The sequence below is a fragment of the Microbulbifer hainanensis genome (genome assembly GCF_014904735.1).
Classification (GTDB): domain Bacteria; phylum Pseudomonadota; class Gammaproteobacteria; order Pseudomonadales; family Cellvibrionaceae; genus Microbulbifer; species Microbulbifer hainanensis.
This window is the reverse complement of record NZ_JACZCR010000027.1, coordinates 125745-141675: the sequence shown is the minus strand read 5'-3', so window position 1 is coordinate 141675 and position 15931 is coordinate 125745. Positions and strand designations below refer to the sequence as shown.

Below are 15931 nucleotides of genomic sequence, written 5' to 3'. Positions count from 1 at the left end.
GCCCGGAAAGATAGGAAGGCGGGGCAAGCAACGCTCGACCTAAATAGTCACAGAGTTTTGGGAGTTTAAGCAATATGGGTCATATCCAAGTGCCGGCAGACGGCGAAAAAGTTACAGTCAATTCCGACGGTTCGCTGAATGTACCGAATCGCCCCATCATTCCCTTTATCGAAGGTGACGGCATCGGCGTGGATATCACCCCGGTAATGCGCAAGGTGATCGACGCTTCTATCGAGAAGGCCTACGGCGGTGATAAATCCATCGCGTGGATGGAAATCTTCTGCGGCGAGAAGGCTGCCGAGACTTACGCAGGCGACTGGTTCCCGGCTGAGACTCTCGAAGCACTGAAAGAATACGTTGTGGGCATCAAGGGCCCGCTGACCACTCCGGTAGGCGGCGGCTTCCGCTCCCTGAACGTTGCCCTGCGCCAGGAGCTGGATCTGTACGTGTGTCAGCGCCCGGTGCGCTGGTTCAGCGGCGTTCCGTCCCCGGTTAAAGAGCCGAATAAGGTCGATATGGTGATCTTCCGCGAGAACTCCGAAGACATCTACGCCGGCATCGAGTGGAAAGCCGACTCCGACGAAGCGAAAAAAGTCATCAAGTTCCTGCGGGACGAGATGGGCGTTAAGAAAATTCGCTTCCCGGAGCACTGCGGCATCGGCGTCAAGCCGGTTTCCGAAGAGGGCACCAAGCGCCTGGTGCGCAAAGCGCTGCAGTACACCATCGATCAGGACCGCGACTCCCTGACCCTGGTGCACAAGGGCAACATCATGAAGTTCACCGAAGGTGCCTTCGCCGACTGGGGCTACGAGCTGGCGCGCGAAGAGTTCGGTGCCCAGCCGATCGATGGCGGCCCCTGGTGCAGCTTCAAGAACCCGAAAACCGGCAAGGAAATCGTGGTTAAGGACGTAATCGCCGACGCCATGCTGCAGCAGATCCTGCTGCGCCCGGCAGAGTACGACGTGATTGCAACCCTGAACCTGAACGGTGACTACCTGTCCGACGCCCTGGCTGCACAGGTAGGCGGTATCGGTATCGCTCCGGGTGCCAACCTGTCTGATGATGTGGCCCTGTTTGAAGCCACTCACGGCACCGCACCGAAGTACGCGGGCCAGGACAAGGTAAACCCGGGCTCCCTGATCCTGTCCGCTGAGATGATGCTGCGCCACCTGGGCTGGAACGAAGCGGCCGAGCTGGTGGTCAAGGGCATGGAAGGGGCGATCGAAGCCAAAACCGTGACCTACGATTTCGAGCGTCTGATGGACGGTGCGGCACTGAAGTCCTGCTCCGAATTCGGCGACGAAGTCATCAAGCACATGGCCTGATCAGGGCCGAGGGGTCGACCCGCTGGTGGGCCCCACTAAAAAAGCCCCGTACCGCGAGGTATGGGGCTTTTTTTGTATTCGATGGTGGCGAGTGACCGCTGAAATGACAGGTCAATCCATCGCTTCAGCTTCTTTTTCGCGCTCGGTCTGGGCCTTGCCGGCGTCGACGGAGTCTTTACCGGTACCTCCCGCTTCGGAGGCCGCTCCGGCGGTGATATTGGCGGCGTGGTAGCCTTTGTCACCCTTGATGATGTCAAAGCTGACCTGTTGGCCCGCTTTCAAGGTGCGATAACCCTCCATCTGTATCGCAGAGTAGTGCGCGAACAGATCTTCTCCCCCTTCGTCCGCAAGAATAAACCCATATCCTTTGGCGTTGTTAAACCACTTGACGGTACCGGTAGGCATGGCGAAATCCCTCTAATTGCCGGGGCGACTGCTGGCCGCCTTACAGAGTCTTTTATCGTTATGTGCACTCGTTTGTGCGCTTTGGTCACAATCCTGTTTGCGACCGAGCCCGTTCAGTGGACGGGCAATACCTCTTGTAGCCAACTGATTTAGGAATGTCAAGGATTCATGGCGCCCCCTGTGCCCCATTGCAAATGAGGTTACAATGGCAGGCTGCCGCGGAGGCAATCCGACCGGTACAGGCTGTACCTGGTACTTAATATGCACTTTTGCACTTTCCGACAAACCTTACAGACCATTGATTGACACTATGGGTATATCTCTAGCCATTAAACTACACTCCAACGGCGACGATGGGGATTCACCATACTTCGACGATGCGAACGGCGATCTGGCGCTGGAGGAAGCTCCTCCGCGGCTGAAACGCCCCCCCATGTATAAGGTTCTGATGCTCAATGACGACTACACACCGATGGACTTTGTCGTTGAAGCCCTGGAGCTCTTTTTCGGGGCGAATAGAGAGCGCGCCACCCAGTTGATGTTACAGGTTCATACGCAGGGAAAAGCCATCTGCGGTGTCTATACTCGAGATATAGCGGAGACAAAGGCCGCTCAGGTCAATCAATTCGCCAGGGACCACCAGCACCCGCTGCTGTGTGAGATTGAAGCGGACGAGAGCGAAGACGATTGATGCTGTTTTTGAAACGAGGGTCCCGTCGTCTGAAAGGATTCAGACACAATCAAGACGCCGGCCTCCGGCGCGCGCTGATTAAGTGATGTTGGCGGGTGAAATTGGCGACTAGGGTTTGAGGTTTAGATGCTCAGCAAGGATTTAGAGGTAACGCTCAATCTGGCGTTCAAGGGTGCGCGGGCGAAACGGCACGAGTTTATGACCGTGGAGCACCTGTTGCTGGCGCTTCTCGACAATGAGTCGGCCGCAGACGTCCTACACGCCTGCGGCGCCGATCTCAGTGCCCTGCGCCGCGAACTGCTGGAATTTGTCGATTCCACCACCCCACTGATTCCCGAAGCGGATACCGAGCGCGAAACCCAGCCGACCCTGGGGTTCCAGCGGGTTCTGCAGCGGGCCGTATTTCATGTGCAGTCCTCCGGCAAAAAGGAAGTGACCGGAGCCAATGTCCTCGTTGCCATTTTCTGCGAGCAGGAGAGCCAGGCGGTCTACTACCTGAAGCAGCAGAGTGTCGCCCGCATTGATGTGGTCAACTACATTACCCACGGCATCTCCCGTGTGGGCTCCAGCGGCAACAACCACCACCATGCACCCGAGCCGGCACCGGAGCAGACCGATGAGGATATCGGGGCAGGGGCCGAGCCCGGCGGCTCGGATCCCCTCGAGAGCTACGCCACCAACCTGAACCAGGAAGCGATCCTCGGTCGAATCGACCCCCTGGTAGGCCGCGGACCGGAAGTGGAGCGCGTTACCCAGGTGCTGGCGCGCAGACGGAAAAACAACCCGCTGCTGGTAGGCGAGTCCGGCGTGGGCAAGACGGCCATCGCCGAAGGGCTTGCGCGGCGTATCGTCGATGAAGAGGTGCCGGAGCCCCTGCTGCAAAGCACGATCTACTCCCTCGACCTCGGTTCCCTACTGGCGGGGACCAAATACCGCGGCGATTTCGAGAAGCGCTTTAAGGCGCTGCTGGCCGAGCTGAAGAAGCGCGAGCATGCCGTGTTGTTCATCGATGAAATCCACACCATCATCGGTGCCGGTGCAGCCTCTGGCGGGGTCATGGATGCCTCCAACCTGCTCAAGCCGCTGCTATCCAGCGGTCAGCTGCGCTGTATCGGTTCAACCACCTTTACCGAATACCGCGGTATTTTCGAGAAAGACCGCGCGCTGTCGCGCCGCTTCCAGAAGATTGATGTGAATGAACCATCGGTCGAGGAAACCGTGCAAATTCTGCAGGGACTGAAGAGCTGTTTCGAGGATCACCACAAGGTGCGTTACTCCGATGCAGCCCTGGAAGCCGCTGCACAGCTGTCGAGCCGCCATATCACCGAGCGTTTCCTGCCCGACAAGGCCATCGATGTGATCGACGAGGCGGGCGCCTTCCAGGCGCTGCTGCCGGCAGATGAGCGCACGGACCTGATCGGCGTGCTCGAGATCGAAACCATCATCGCCAAGATGGCCCGTATTCCGGCCAAGAGCGTCTCTGCTTCGGACAAGAAACAGCTGGTCAAACTGGACGAGAACCTCAAAATGCTGGTTTTCGGTCAGGATCAGGCTATTGGTGCGCTGACCACGGCCATCAAGCTGAGTCGGGCCGGGCTCGGTGCGGAGGAGAAGCCCATCGGTTCCTTCCTGTTTGCCGGCCCCACTGGTGTCGGTAAGACGGAACTCTGTCGCCAGCTGGCGAAAGTGATGGGTATCGAGCTGATCCGTTTCGATATGTCCGAATATATGGAGCGCCACACGGTATCCCGCCTTATCGGCGCGCCGCCGGGCTACGTGGGCTTCGACCAGGGTGGCCTGCTGACCGATTCTGTGACCAAGCACCCGCACAGCGTGGTGCTGCTCGACGAGATCGAAAAGGCGCATCCGGAGGTCTTCAACCTGTTACTGCAGGTCATGGATCACGGCACGCTGACGGACAACAATGGCCGCAAGGCGGATTTCCGCAATGTGATCCTGATTATGACCACCAACGCCGGCGCCGAACTGATGAGTCGCCGCTCGATCGGCTTCACCAGCCAGGATCACTCCAGCGACGGCATGGAAGAGATCAAGAAGATGTTCACGCCCGAGTTCCGCAACCGGCTGGACAGCATTATCCAGTTCGGCTCCCTGGACCTCGACGTCGTCAAGACAGTGGTGGACAAGTTTATCGTCGAGTTGCAGGCGCAACTGGATGAGTCTCACGTCACCCTGGTCGTCGATGATGAGGCAAGGGAATGGCTGGCCGTCAACGGCTACGACGAGAAGATGGGCGCTCGTCCCATGGCTCGCCTGATTCGCGACAAGCTGCGCAAACCGCTGGCGGAAGCCGTACTGTTCGGCGATCTGGCAGGCGAGGGCGGCCGCGTCGAAATCACCCTGGAAAACGGTGATCTGGCCATGAAAACAGCAGTACCCGCCTGACTCCGGGAAAAACCAGGCGCAACGCAAAAAGGCCACCGTTAGGTGGCCTTTTTCGTCTGAGGCGGGGACTTTTCCCCTCTGATCTCAGCGGGCGCGGTAGGTGATACGCCCCTTGCTCAGGTCGTAGGGCGTAAGCTCCACTTTGACCTTATCGCCGGTGAGGATGCGAATGTAGTTTTTGCGCATCTTTCCGGAAATATGCGCGATCACCACGTGTCCATTTTCCAGCTTTACGCGGAAAGTGGTATTGGGCAGGGTGTCGATCACCTCGCCTTCCATCTCAATGTAATCGTCTTTTGCCATGCGGCAGTAACCTTCAAAATAACTTGTTCTGACCTTTCCCCGGTCCTGATCCATCTCGCACAAACGCTTTACACTTCGCCCCGTGGGCAGACATTGGCAAGTGCGTTTGTGAGGAATTCCGATCAAGCCGCGGCGCGACGGGCGAGCATTTTGCACGAAAAGCCACGATAGAGCAAAGCATGGGCCGGATTCGGAGCCCCGAACAGGCAAATCAGGGCCGTTTCAGGCTCCAGCGATTGTCCCGCAACAGCTCGGCGGGCCGAAACTGGCTCTTGTAGGCCATTTTCTGGCACTCTTCGATCCAGTAACCGAGGTAGAGGCTCGGCACCCCCAGGCGTCGCGCCCACTCGATCTGGTAGAGGATGCAATAGCAACCGAGGCTTCTCCGATCCTCATCAGGGTCGAAAAAAGTATAGATCGCCGACAGGCCGGCATGGAGCAAATCCGTCACCGCCGTTGCGACCAGGCGTCCGCGGGCGCGGAGCTCGATATAGCGCGTACTGCCCCAGGCGGAGTTCAGAAAGCTGCGAAACTGGTCGCGACTGGGCGGATACATCTCACCATCGGCATGGCGGCGTTCGATATAGCGCGCATAGAGCTCGTAGTGCTCGTCCGTATCGATGGAATCGACGTGAAAGACATCCAGGTCGCGATTGCGGCGCCAGCAGCGGCGCTGTTTGCGATCCGGGACAAACAGGTCCACCGGTATACGAGCGGGAATGCAGGCCTGGCAGTTCGCACACTGGGGCCGGTACAGGTAGGTGCCGCTGCGGCGGAATCCCAGTTCGGACAGGCGACTGTAGAGGCGCTGGTCGATGGGGGTCTGGGGGTCGACAAAGACCGTAGTGGCCTCCCGCTCCGGCAGGTAACCGCAGGGATGGGGCAGGGTGGCCAGCAGGCGCACGGAATCCAGTTGAGAATATTTACTCATAAGTCCACGTCAGGCTCCACGGCTGCGGGAAGGCTGGCTTTGACACTCCGGCCTCCAACAGGCGCTCGAAATCCTCTCGAGACACCTCTACCGCCCCAAGGCTGGTCAGGTGAGGATTGCTAACCTGGCAGTCGATCAGTGGGCAGCCCCACAATTCTAACTGCCGCACCAGGTGGACAAAAGCGACTTTGGAGGCATCTGTGACCCGGTGAAACATGGACTCCCCGAAGAAGATGCGGCCCAGTGCGACACCGTAGAGCCCGCCGACCAGCTCCTGTTCCCGCCACACCTCGACAGAATGGGCGTGACCGCGCCAGTGCATTTCACAATAGGCGTCACGCATCTCATCGGTTATCCAGGTGCCCTCGGCATCCGCGCGCGGCGCACGGCAGGCCTCAACAACGGCGTCGAACGCCCGGTCAAAGGTCACTGCAAAGTTGCCACGCCGCAGCGTCTTGCGCAGGCTGCGGCGGATCGCGAAGTGCTCGGGGAATACCACGCATCGCGGTGAAGGGCTCCACCACAAAATGGGCTGGTCATCGGAATACCAGGGAAAGATGCCGCGGCGATAGGCGGCCAGCAGCCAGTCGGGACTGAGGTCGCCGCCAATGGCCAGCAGACCGTTCGGATCGCTGAGCGCGCCACTGGTGGGCGGGAATTCGATCGACTCGCTGTCTAGCAGTGTCAGATAACCGTCATTGGTGCGGGTCACGGTTCGGCCTCTGTGGATTCACCCCAAGAGGGTACCCAAACAAAAAGGGCGATCACAAGGATCGCCCTTCGTAAGATGTAGTAATCGCCTCACTGGTTGTCCAGGAAGCGCTCCGCATCCAGTGCCGCCATACAGCCGGTGCCGGCGGAAGTGACCGCCTGGCGGTAGATGTGGTCGGACACGTCGCCGGCGGCGAATACACCGGGGACAGAGGTCTGTGTCGCATTACCTTCCAGGCCGCTCTGGACCAGGATGTAGCCGCTATTCATCTCCAGCTGGCCGGCGAAGATATCGGTGTTCGGCTTGTGACCGATGGCGATAAACACACCGGAGACTTCCAGTTCGCTGGTGGAATCGTCCTTGGTACTACGCAGGCGCACGCCGGTGACACCGTTGTCGTCGCCCAGCACTTCGTCCAGGGTCTGGTGCCAGCAAACCTTGATATTGCCGTTCTTGACCTTGTCCATCAGGCGATCCTGCAGGATCTTCTCTGCGCGCAGCTCGTCGCGGCGGTGAATCAGGATTACTTCGCTGGCGATATTGGAAAGGTACAGTGCCTCTTCGACAGCTGTGTTGCCGCCGCCGACCACGGCTACTTTCTGGTCGCGGTAGAAGAAGCCGTCACAGGTGGCACAGGCGCTGACGCCGCGCCCCTGGAATGCCTCTTCAGAAGGTAGGCCCAGATACTGTGCCGAGGCACCAGTGGCAATAATCAGTGCATCGCAGGTGTAGGTCTCATTGCCCTTGAGTGTGAAGGGGCGCTGCTTCAGGTCCACGGAGTCGATGTGATCGAAGATGATCTCTGTCTCGAAACGCTCCGCATGCTGCTGCATCTGTACCATCAGGTCCGGGCCCTGCAGGTCGGCAACGCCGCCGGGCCAGTTCTCCACCTCGGTGGTGGTGGTCAGCTGGCCGCCTTGCTGCATACCGGTAATGACAACCGGATTCAGATTGGCACGGGCCGCGTAGATTGCCGCGGTGTAACCGGCCGGGCCGGAGCCGAGAATAATCAGTCGGTGGTGGTTGTTACTCATGGAACACTCTTAAGGAGACGATTGAAAACAGTGTATTCAGCGGAGCCGCTCTCCGCGGCCGTGGCCAAAATTTGATCGACCAAGGCTATCAGATTGGCGGCCATCATAGGCGAAACCCCCGGGTCGACGAAATAGTTTACCTTTATTTAGACCATTGCCGGCCGCTATCCCACCGGTGAATCACGCCCAGCGCGGGCACCTGCGGAAACCTCCAAACAGGTCACGGACAACCTTAAAAAAATTTCCTATATTATTGATTCTATTGAACTTAATTGAAGTTAAAGTAATCTCTCAGGTAGGCCTCTGGTAGCATTTAGCCAGCGTCTGTAGTACACAGTCCGCTAGCTCCGGGGATAACGCCGCCATATAGACCCGACAACGACCAATATAAGTACCGAGGTAAGCCATTGAAGGCCGAAAGCGCGACCGACCAATCCGCCAATGACAGCGGCAGCCTGCCCGATTCCCTGATCGCCCGCCTGATGCGGGAGGGCGCACTGATCGGGTTGCTCGCCGGTGCGCTGTTGCTGGCCATCAGCCTGATGAGCTACAGCCCGCTGGATCCTGGCTGGTCGCATACGGGGCAGGGCAGCGACATGCATAACGCCATTGGCCCAACGGGCGCCTGGCTCGCCGACGTGTGCCTGTCGCTGGTGGGTTGGATGGCCTACGTATTTCCGCTGCTGATCGGCTGGCGCGCTTTTCGTATCCTGCGCGATCGCAATGCGCGCTTCCACGGCCCGCTGTTTGCCCTGCGCCTGTTCGGCCTGGTGCTCCTGCTGATCACCGGTGCAGCCCTGGCCACACTCTGCTTTGCCCAGTCGGCCGACCCGCTGCCGTTCTCCAATGGCGGTATCGTGGGCGCCGCCATTTCCGAATGGATGGAGCTGAGTCTCGGCTACGTCGGCGCCACCATCCTGCTGCTGGCACTGTTCGCCATTGGTATTACCGTATTCACTGGCCTTTCCTGGTTAAAGCTGGCCGACGCCATCGGTCGCAATATCCTCGGTTTCTTCGGTTGGCTGGGTAACCGCCTGCAGCGTGCACGCCAGCAGCGCGAGGAGCAGCGGGTAGCACGCGAAGCCATCGTGGTACGCAAGGCCGCGGTGGAAGAGGAGAAGCAGCGCACTGCCAAGCGGCTGCCACCAAAGATTGAGCCGGTAATCCCCTCCGTGAAGCCGAGCCCCCGCGCTGCCAAGGAAAAGCAGGGTGAGTTGTTCACCGGCCCCGTGACCGGAACCCTGCCGCCACTGTCGCTGCTGGATGCCCCCGACAAGAACAAAAAGGCCGGCTTCTCGCGGGAATCCCTCGAGGCGCTATCGCGTATGCTCGAGCTGAAACTGAAGGACTTCGGTGTAGTGGCCGAAGTGGTCTCGGTACTGCCGGGCCCGGTGGTCACCCGCTTCGAGATCCAGCCGGCTCCGGGCGTCAAGGTGAGCAAGATCAGCAACCTCGCCAAAGACCTTGCCCGCTCCCTGGCGGTGATCAGCGTGCGCGTGGTGGAAGTTATTCCCGGCAAGTCTGTCGTCGGGATCGAGATCCCCAACGAAAACCGCCAGATGGTCCGCCTCACCGAGGTGCTGTCTGCGGAGGTCTACGACAACGCCAAGTCTCGACTGACCCTGGCGCTGGGGCACGACATTTCCGGCCAGCCGGTGGTTGCGGACCTGGCCAAGATGCCCCACCTGCTGGTTGCCGGCACCACCGGTTCCGGTAAGTCCGTAGGCATCAACGTGATGCTGCTCAGCCTGCTGTACAAGTCCACCCCGGAAGAAGTGCGCCTGATCCTGGTGGATCCGAAGATGCTGGAGCTCTCTGTCTACGAGGGCATCCCGCACCTGCTGACGCCGGTCATTACCGATATGAACGATGCCGCCAACGGGCTGCGCTGGTGTGTCGGGGAGATGGAGCGGCGCTACAAGCTGATGGCGACCATGGGCGTCCGCAACCTGGCCGGCTTCAACCGCAAGGTGCGCGAAGCCCGTGAGGCCGGTGAACCGCTGCAGGATCCGCTATGGCAACCGGACCCCATGTCCAGCGTGCCGGAAGCCGAGCAGACCCGCCCGGACCTCGAGCCATTGCCAGCGATCGTGGTGGTGATCGACGAATTCGCCGACATGATGATGATCGTCGGTAAGAAGGTGGAACAGCTGATCGCCCGTATTGCCCAGAAGGCCCGTGCCGCCGGTATCCACCTGTTGCTGGCGACCCAGCGCCCGTCCGTGGACGTGATTACCGGCCTGATCAAGGCCAATGTGCCAACCCGGATCGCTTTCCAGGTTTCCTCGAAAGTGGATTCCCGCACCATCCTCGACCAGGGTGGCGCCGAGCAGCTGCTCGGTCACGGTGACATGCTCTACCTGCCGCCGGGCAGCGGTGTGCCGGTGCGGGTGCACGGGGCCTTCGTTGACGACCACGAGGTACACAAAGTGGTGGCGGACTGGAGCCGCCGCGGCCAGCCGGACTACATCGATGGTATCGTCGACGACTCCAACAACAGCATCCCGGTACCCGGCATGCAGACCGAGGGTGGCGAAGACGACGATCCGGAAACCGATGCCCTTTACGACGAGGCGGTCGCCTTCGTGACCAAGTCCCGCAAGGCCTCTATCTCATCCGTGCAGCGACAGCTGCGGATCGGCTACAATCGCGCCGCGCGTATCATTGACGCCATGGAGGCGGCCGGCGTGGTTTCGCCGGCAGGGCACAACGGCAACCGCGAAGTGCTGGCCCCGCCGCCGGCCTGATTCAGGTCGGGTTCAACTGGCGACAGCTAATCTTTAAGGAAATCCCAGCACTGGAAGTCCAACTATGAAACGCATTCTGACTACCCTGATCGCGGCCCTCGGCCTGACCGCCTGTGGTGCCTGGGCCGATGCCACTGACGACCTTAGCCGCCTGCTGAAACCTCTGGAATCACTTTCTGGCAATTTCCAGCAGACGCTGATCGACGAGCGTGGCGAGGTGCTGCAGAAGAGCAGCGGTGATTTCTCGGTACAGCGCCCGGGCAAGCTGCGTTGGAAGACCGGCGAGCCGTTTCCGCAGCTCCTGGTGACTAACAACAAAAAGCTGTGGTTGTACGACCCTGACCTCGAGCAGGTCACTATCCGCCCGGTAGATAAGCGCATGAAGGATACCCCGGCACTGCTGCTCGGCGGCAAAGTGGAAGAAATTCGCGGTTCCTTTGCCGTCACCAGTAAGAAGGGTGCCTATCACCTGAAGCCCAAGAATGCGTCGTCACCATTCAAAACCATGGAGATCCGCTTCGCCAAGAATGGCCTGCCGGACTCGATGACCGTGCGCGACAGCATGGGACAGACCACCAAAATCAAATTCAGCGGCATGAAGGCCAATCCGCGACTGTCCGCGGCCATGTTCAATTTCAAGCCGCCGGCGGGGACCGATATCGTCAAAGATGAATGACCTGTTTCAATCCGCTCCCAAACACCAACCCCTGGCCGCGCGCATGCGGCCGGAATTCCTGGCCCAGTACATGGGCCAGACGCATTTATTGGGGCCGGGAAAACCCCTGCGCGAGGCGGTAGAGCGCGGCCAGTTGCACTCGATGGTGCTGTGGGGACCACCCGGTGTCGGCAAGACCACATTTGCGCGGCTGCTGGCCAAGGAGTGCGATGCGCGCTTCGCCACACTGTCAGCAGTACTGGCAGGCGTAAAGGAGATCCGCCAGGCGGTGGCCGAGGCGGAGCAACACAACGCCCAGTTTGGTCGCGGTACTATTTTGTTCGTCGACGAAGTACACCGCTTCAACAAAGCCCAGCAGGACGCATTTCTGCCGTATGTGGAAGAGGGCACCGTTACTTTCGTCGGTGCGACGACGGAAAATCCCGCCTTTGAACTGAACAACGCGCTGCTGTCCCGCTGTCGCGTCTACCTGTTGCGAGGTCTCGCCGAGGAGGAGTTGCTCGGCCTGATGCAACGCGCATTGGAAGAAGACGAGGAGCTGCAGCGGCGCAATCTCGGCATTGCCGAAGGCGTGCTGGCGAAAATTGCCAGGGCTGCCGATGGCGATGCCCGCGGGGCTCTCAATCTTCTCGAAATCGCCAGCGATCTCGCGCGGGAGGAGGACGGCCGGCTCGTTGTCGATGAAGACGTTCTCGCCGAAGTGCTGAGTGCCGACGTGCGCCGCTTCGACAAGGGCGGCGACTATTTCTACGACCAGATTTCCGCCATGCACAAAGCGGTGCGAGGTTCCGATCCAGATGCGACCCTCTATTGGTTCGCGCGTATGGTCGACGGTGGCTGCGATCCGCTTTATATCGCGCGCCGCGCAGTGAGGATGGCCAGCGAGGATATCGGCAACGCCGACCCGCGCGCACTGCAGCTGGCCCTCAACGCCTGGGATGTGCAGGAACGCCTGGGCAGCCCGGAGGGCGAGCTCGCGATTGCTCAGGCGCTCGCCTATCTCGCCATCGCGGCGAAAAGCAATGCTGTCTACACCGGTTACAAGCGCGCGCTGGCAGATGTCCGCCGCGACCCCAGTTACGAAGTGCCGATCCACCTGCGCAACGCGCCGACCAAGTTGGCGAAGAGCATGGCGCACGGGGCGGAATACCGCTATGCCCACGACGAGCCGGATGCCTTTGCCGCCGGTGAGAACTACTTCCCCGAGGAGATCGCCGATCGCGAGTACTACCAGCCAGTACCACGCGGACTGGAACTGAAAATCGGTGAAAAGCTCGCTACCCTGCGCCGGCTTAATCGGGAGAGCGACCAGCAGCGTTACGGGCAGGAAGAAAACCCTAAAAGACCACCGATAGGTGGCGCCACAGGCAAGAACTGAACTGGGGGAGAGAAGTACACATGCAATGGTTCGCAATCGCTTTCGGAGGCGCTGTCGGGGCGATCCTTCGGCATCTGATTACTGTCTGGGCGCACCCGGTGTTCAACGGCAAGTTCCCGTTGGGCACACTGATCGTCAATGTCACCGGCTCCTTTCTGATCGGTATCGCCTATGTGGCGATAGTCGAGCGGGCCATGCTCGGCCCCGAGTGGCGCCTGCTGCTGATGACCGGCATGTTCGGAGCGCTGACAACCTTCTCTACCTTCTCGCTGGAAAGCCTGATGTTGTGGCACAATGGCCAGCCTCTGACGGCCCTGGGTTATGTCGCGATCAGCCTGGTGCTGTGTCTGGCAGCCACGGGTGCCGCCGTCGCGCTGGCGATGAAAACCCTGTAATCCGAATAGAAACACAAAGCTGTAGGCGCCTGTCCGCAGGCGAACTGGAAACAATGCTCGACCCAAAAATCATTCGCACCCAAATGGATCAAGTGGCCGCTGCCCTGAAGAAGCGCGGCTTTGAACTGGATACCGGTAAGCTCGAGAGCCTCGAAGAACGCCGCAAAGAACTGCAGGTACGCACCGAGAGCCTGCAGAACGAGCGCAATAGCAAGTCCAAGAACATTGGCCGGGCCAAGGCCGCCGGTGAGGACATCGCACCCCTGCTGAAAGAAGTGGAGTCCCTTGGGGGCGAACTGAACGAGGCCAAGCACGCACTGACCGAGTTGCAGTCAGAACTGGATGCGATTCTCTCCGCTATCCCGAACATGCCGGATGAATCCGTGCCGGAAGGGGAGACTGAAGACGACAACGTCGAAGTGCGCCGCTGGGGCCAGCCGCGCCAGTTCGATTTTGAGGTCAAGGACCACGTCGACCTGGGCGCGCAACTGGGAGGCCTGGATTTCGAAATGGCGACCAAACTCACCGGCTCGCGTTTTGCCGTGATGACTGGCCAGATCGCCAAGCTGCACCGCGCACTGGCGCAGTTCATGCTCGATACCCATATCGAGGAGCACGGCTACAGCGAGGCCAATGTTCCAGTAATCGTCAATGGCGATTCCCTGTACGGTACTTCCCAGCTGCCCAAATTCGAGGAAGACCTGTTCAAGCTGAATGACGAACGCGACTTCTACCTGATCCCGACTGCGGAAGTGCCGCTGACCAATTTCTATCGCGACCACATTGTCGAGGACGCGCAATCCCTGCCGCACAAATTCGTCGCACATACCACCTGCTTCCGTTCCGAAGCTGGCTCCCACGGCCGCGACACCCGCGGGATGATTCGCCAGCATCAGTTCGAGAAAGTTGAGCTGGTATGGGCAACCCGCCCGGATCAGTCTGAGGCAGCGCTGGAGTCATTGACCGGCCACGCAGAAACCATTCTGCAGAAGCTGAACCTGCCGTACCGCACTGTTGTCCTGTGTGGCGGCGATATCGGTTTCGCCGCGCGCAAGACCTACGATATCGAGGTGTGGATCCCGTCTCAGGAAAAATACCGCGAAATTTCCTCCTGCTCGTTGGTGGGCGACTTCCAGGCCCGCCGAATGAAGGCACGCTGGCGCAATCCGGAAACCGGCAAGCCGGAACTGCTGCACACCCTGAACGGATCCGGGCTGGCCGTGGGCCGCACCCTGATCGCCGTGCTGGAAAACTACCAGCGCGAGGATGGCAGCATCGAGGTCCCCGAAGTGCTGCGCCCCTATATGCGGGGCCAAGAGTCCATCGGCTCTGCTTCAGAGTAAAAACCCGCAGGGCGAACCAAACTGGTTCGCCCTTGTTTTGTCAGGCGAACACGAAGTTCGCCACCGCGAGCACCCACGGAATGCGCTACCTACCGCTGGCCTTTGACCTTAGAGAGCGACCCTGCCTGTTGATAGGCGGCGGCGCCATTGCCACACGCAAAGCGCGCCTGCTGCACAAAGCCGGCGCACAACTGATAGTCGTCTCACTGGAAATTACCGAAGAACTGCGTCAGCTGGTAACGGCGAGCGCTGGAGAGTTTATTCAGTCGTCCTATCGACCCGAATATCTCGATCGCGGCGACCTGGTGATAGCGGCTACTGCCGATGAAGCGGTCAACGCGGCAATATCGCGGGATGCCCAGGATGCACGGCTGCCGGTAAACGCCGTCGACGCCCCCGAATTGTGTACTTTTACATTCCCGGCAATCGTCGAGCGCGGCCCACTTTCCATTGGTATCAGCAGCGGCGGTGCCGCACCGGTGCTGGCGCGACGCATCCGCGCACAACTGGAAGCTCTGCTGTCGCCGGGCACCGGGGCGCTGGCGGAACTGGCTGCACGGTTGCGCGACCAGGTCAAGGCGGCTTTGCCGGAAACCGAGCGAAGGAACTTCTGGGACTGGGTATTTTCCGGACCGGTGGCGAGTAAAGTTGAAGCGGGAAATGTCGACGCGGGCGAGCGGGAACTGCTGGATCAACTCTCCGCCTGGCAGGGCAGCCCGGCATCTACCGGTGAAGTGTATCTGGTGGGTGGTGGCCCCGGCGATCCGGACCTGCTGACTTTTCGCGCGCTGCGGCTGATGCAGCAGGCAGACGTCGTTCTGTACGATCGACTCGTCTCGGCGCAGGTGCTTGAGCTGGTGCGCCGCGATGCCGAACGCATTTATGTGGGCAAGAAAAAGGAATTTCACTCGGTCCCACAGGATGGCATCAACCAACTCCTTGTCGACCTGGCCCGCCAGGGTAAAAAGGTCTTGCGCCTGAAAGGTGGAGACCCGTTTATTTTTGGTCGTGGCGGCGAAGAGATCGACCGGATCGCCGAAGCAGGGATTCCGTTTCAGGTGGTACCCGGTATCACTGCGGCATCCGGCTGCTCCAGCTATGCCGGCATTCCGCTGACCCATCGCGATTTCGCCCAGTCCGTGCGCTTCATTACCGGCCATTTGAAGCAGGGCGAATTGCGGCTGCCCTGGCAAGAACTGGCAGCCCCCGGGCAGACGCTGGTGTTTTACATGGGCCTAACCGGGCTGGAAACCATCTGCCGTGAACTGATGGCGCATGGGCTGCCCGCCGAAACACCGGCGGCGCTGGTGGAGAAGGGCACAACGCCTGAACAGCGGGTAGTGGTGGGGGACCTGACAACACTGCCGAATCTGGCGATTTCGGAAAATGTCGAGGCGCCGGCGCTGACCATTGTCGGTGGCGTTGTCAGCCTGCACGAAAAATTGCGCTGGTATCGCGACCAGTAACCGGGCTTTTGCCAGCGAGGGTCGCAGGCTTCCACAAGCCGGGCCGGCTACCTGAATTCGAGCATCTATACTGCAAAAGAAGTTTGCGAGTGGTGCTTGGCATGTTAATCGCGTTGATC

At 60.0% G+C, this 15931-nt stretch carries 14 protein-coding genes; 9 read left to right on the top strand and 5 right to left on the bottom strand.

The window, feature by feature from the left end:
• The first annotated feature begins 74 nt into the window (after positions 1 to 74).
• Positions 75 to 1325, top strand: a complete 1251-nt coding sequence (icd, locus tag IG168_RS10405; RefSeq protein ID WP_193164320.1) for an NADP-dependent isocitrate dehydrogenase — start codon at positions 75 to 77, stop codon at positions 1323 to 1325.
• A 111-nt stretch (positions 1326 to 1436) separates the two neighbouring features.
• Here icd and cspD read toward each other — a convergent pair whose 3' ends face one another.
• Complete coding sequence (gene cspD / locus IG168_RS10400) at positions 1437 to 1730, bottom strand: cold shock domain-containing protein CspD (protein ID WP_193164319.1); 294 nt, start codon at positions 1728 to 1730, stop codon at positions 1437 to 1439.
• Positions 1731 to 2040: 310 nt separating this feature from the next.
• On the opposite strand from cspD, the gene clpS reads away from it, so the two are divergent.
• Both clpS and clpA read left to right on the top strand, forming a co-directional pair.
• Positions 2041 to 2421, top strand: coding sequence for an ATP-dependent Clp protease adapter ClpS (gene clpS / locus IG168_RS10395; RefSeq protein WP_193164318.1), 381 nt, complete (start codon positions 2041 to 2043; stop codon positions 2419 to 2421).
• A 126-nt stretch (positions 2422 to 2547) separates the two neighbouring features.
• Entirely contained in the window at positions 2548 to 4827 is a 2280-nt protein-coding gene (clpA, locus tag IG168_RS10390) for an ATP-dependent Clp protease ATP-binding subunit ClpA (protein ID WP_193164317.1), read from the top strand.
• Between the two features lie 84 nt (positions 4828 to 4911).
• Here the strand turns inward: clpA and infA are convergent, their stop codons facing one another.
• The 4 genes from infA to trxB all read right to left on the bottom strand — a co-directional run bounded on the left by infA (position 4912) and on the right by trxB (position 7807).
• Positions 4912 to 5130, bottom strand: a complete 219-nt coding sequence (gene infA, locus IG168_RS10385) for a translation initiation factor IF-1 (protein ID WP_010130378.1) — start codon at positions 5128 to 5130, stop codon at positions 4912 to 4914.
• A 211-nt stretch (positions 5131 to 5341) separates the two neighbouring features.
• A complete protein-coding gene (locus IG168_RS10380; protein WP_193164316.1) occupies positions 5342 to 6061 on the bottom strand; it encodes an arginyltransferase in 720 nt (239 codons plus the stop codon).
• Positions 6054 to 6773 carry a leucyl/phenylalanyl-tRNA--protein transferase gene (gene aat / locus IG168_RS10375; protein WP_319024688.1) on the bottom strand — a complete coding sequence of 240 codons (720 nt, stop codon included), beginning with the start codon at positions 6771 to 6773 and terminating at the stop codon, positions 6054 to 6056. Before aat ends, IG168_RS10380 begins: the two co-directional genes overlap by 8 nt.
• A gap of 89 nt (positions 6774 to 6862) precedes the next feature.
• Complete coding sequence (trxB, locus tag IG168_RS10370; protein WP_193164315.1) at positions 6863 to 7807, bottom strand: thioredoxin-disulfide reductase; 945 nt, start codon at positions 7805 to 7807, stop codon at positions 6863 to 6865.
• Positions 7808 to 8214: 407 nt separating this feature from the next.
• On the opposite strand from trxB, the gene IG168_RS10365 reads away from it, so the two are divergent.
• The 6 genes from IG168_RS10365 to cysG all read left to right on the top strand — a co-directional run bounded on the left by IG168_RS10365 (position 8215) and on the right by cysG (position 15812).
• Positions 8215 to 10554 carry a DNA translocase FtsK gene (locus tag IG168_RS10365; RefSeq protein ID WP_404931998.1) on the top strand — a complete coding sequence of 780 codons (2340 nt, stop codon included), beginning with the start codon at positions 8215 to 8217 and terminating at the stop codon, positions 10552 to 10554.
• Positions 10555 to 10618: 64 nt separating this feature from the next.
• Positions 10619 to 11230, top strand: a complete 612-nt coding sequence (lolA, locus tag IG168_RS10360) for an outer membrane lipoprotein chaperone LolA (protein ID WP_193164314.1) — start codon at positions 10619 to 10621, stop codon at positions 11228 to 11230.
• Entirely contained in the window at positions 11223 to 12608 is a 1386-nt protein-coding gene (locus tag IG168_RS10355; RefSeq protein WP_193164313.1) for a replication-associated recombination protein A, read from the top strand. Before lolA ends, IG168_RS10355 begins: the two co-directional genes overlap by 8 nt.
• A gap of 20 nt (positions 12609 to 12628) precedes the next feature.
• Positions 12629 to 13003, top strand: coding sequence for a fluoride efflux transporter CrcB (gene crcB / locus IG168_RS10350; RefSeq protein WP_193164312.1), 375 nt, complete (start codon positions 12629 to 12631; stop codon positions 13001 to 13003).
• A gap of 53 nt (positions 13004 to 13056) precedes the next feature.
• Positions 13057 to 14346 carry a serine--tRNA ligase gene (gene serS / locus IG168_RS10345; protein ID WP_193164311.1) on the top strand — a complete coding sequence of 430 codons (1290 nt, stop codon included), beginning with the start codon at positions 13057 to 13059 and terminating at the stop codon, positions 14344 to 14346.
• An 80-nt stretch (positions 14347 to 14426) separates the two neighbouring features.
• Entirely contained in the window at positions 14427 to 15812 is a 1386-nt protein-coding gene (cysG, locus tag IG168_RS10340) for a siroheme synthase CysG (RefSeq protein WP_193164310.1), read from the top strand.
• The last annotated feature ends 119 nt before the right edge of the window (positions 15813 to 15931 follow it).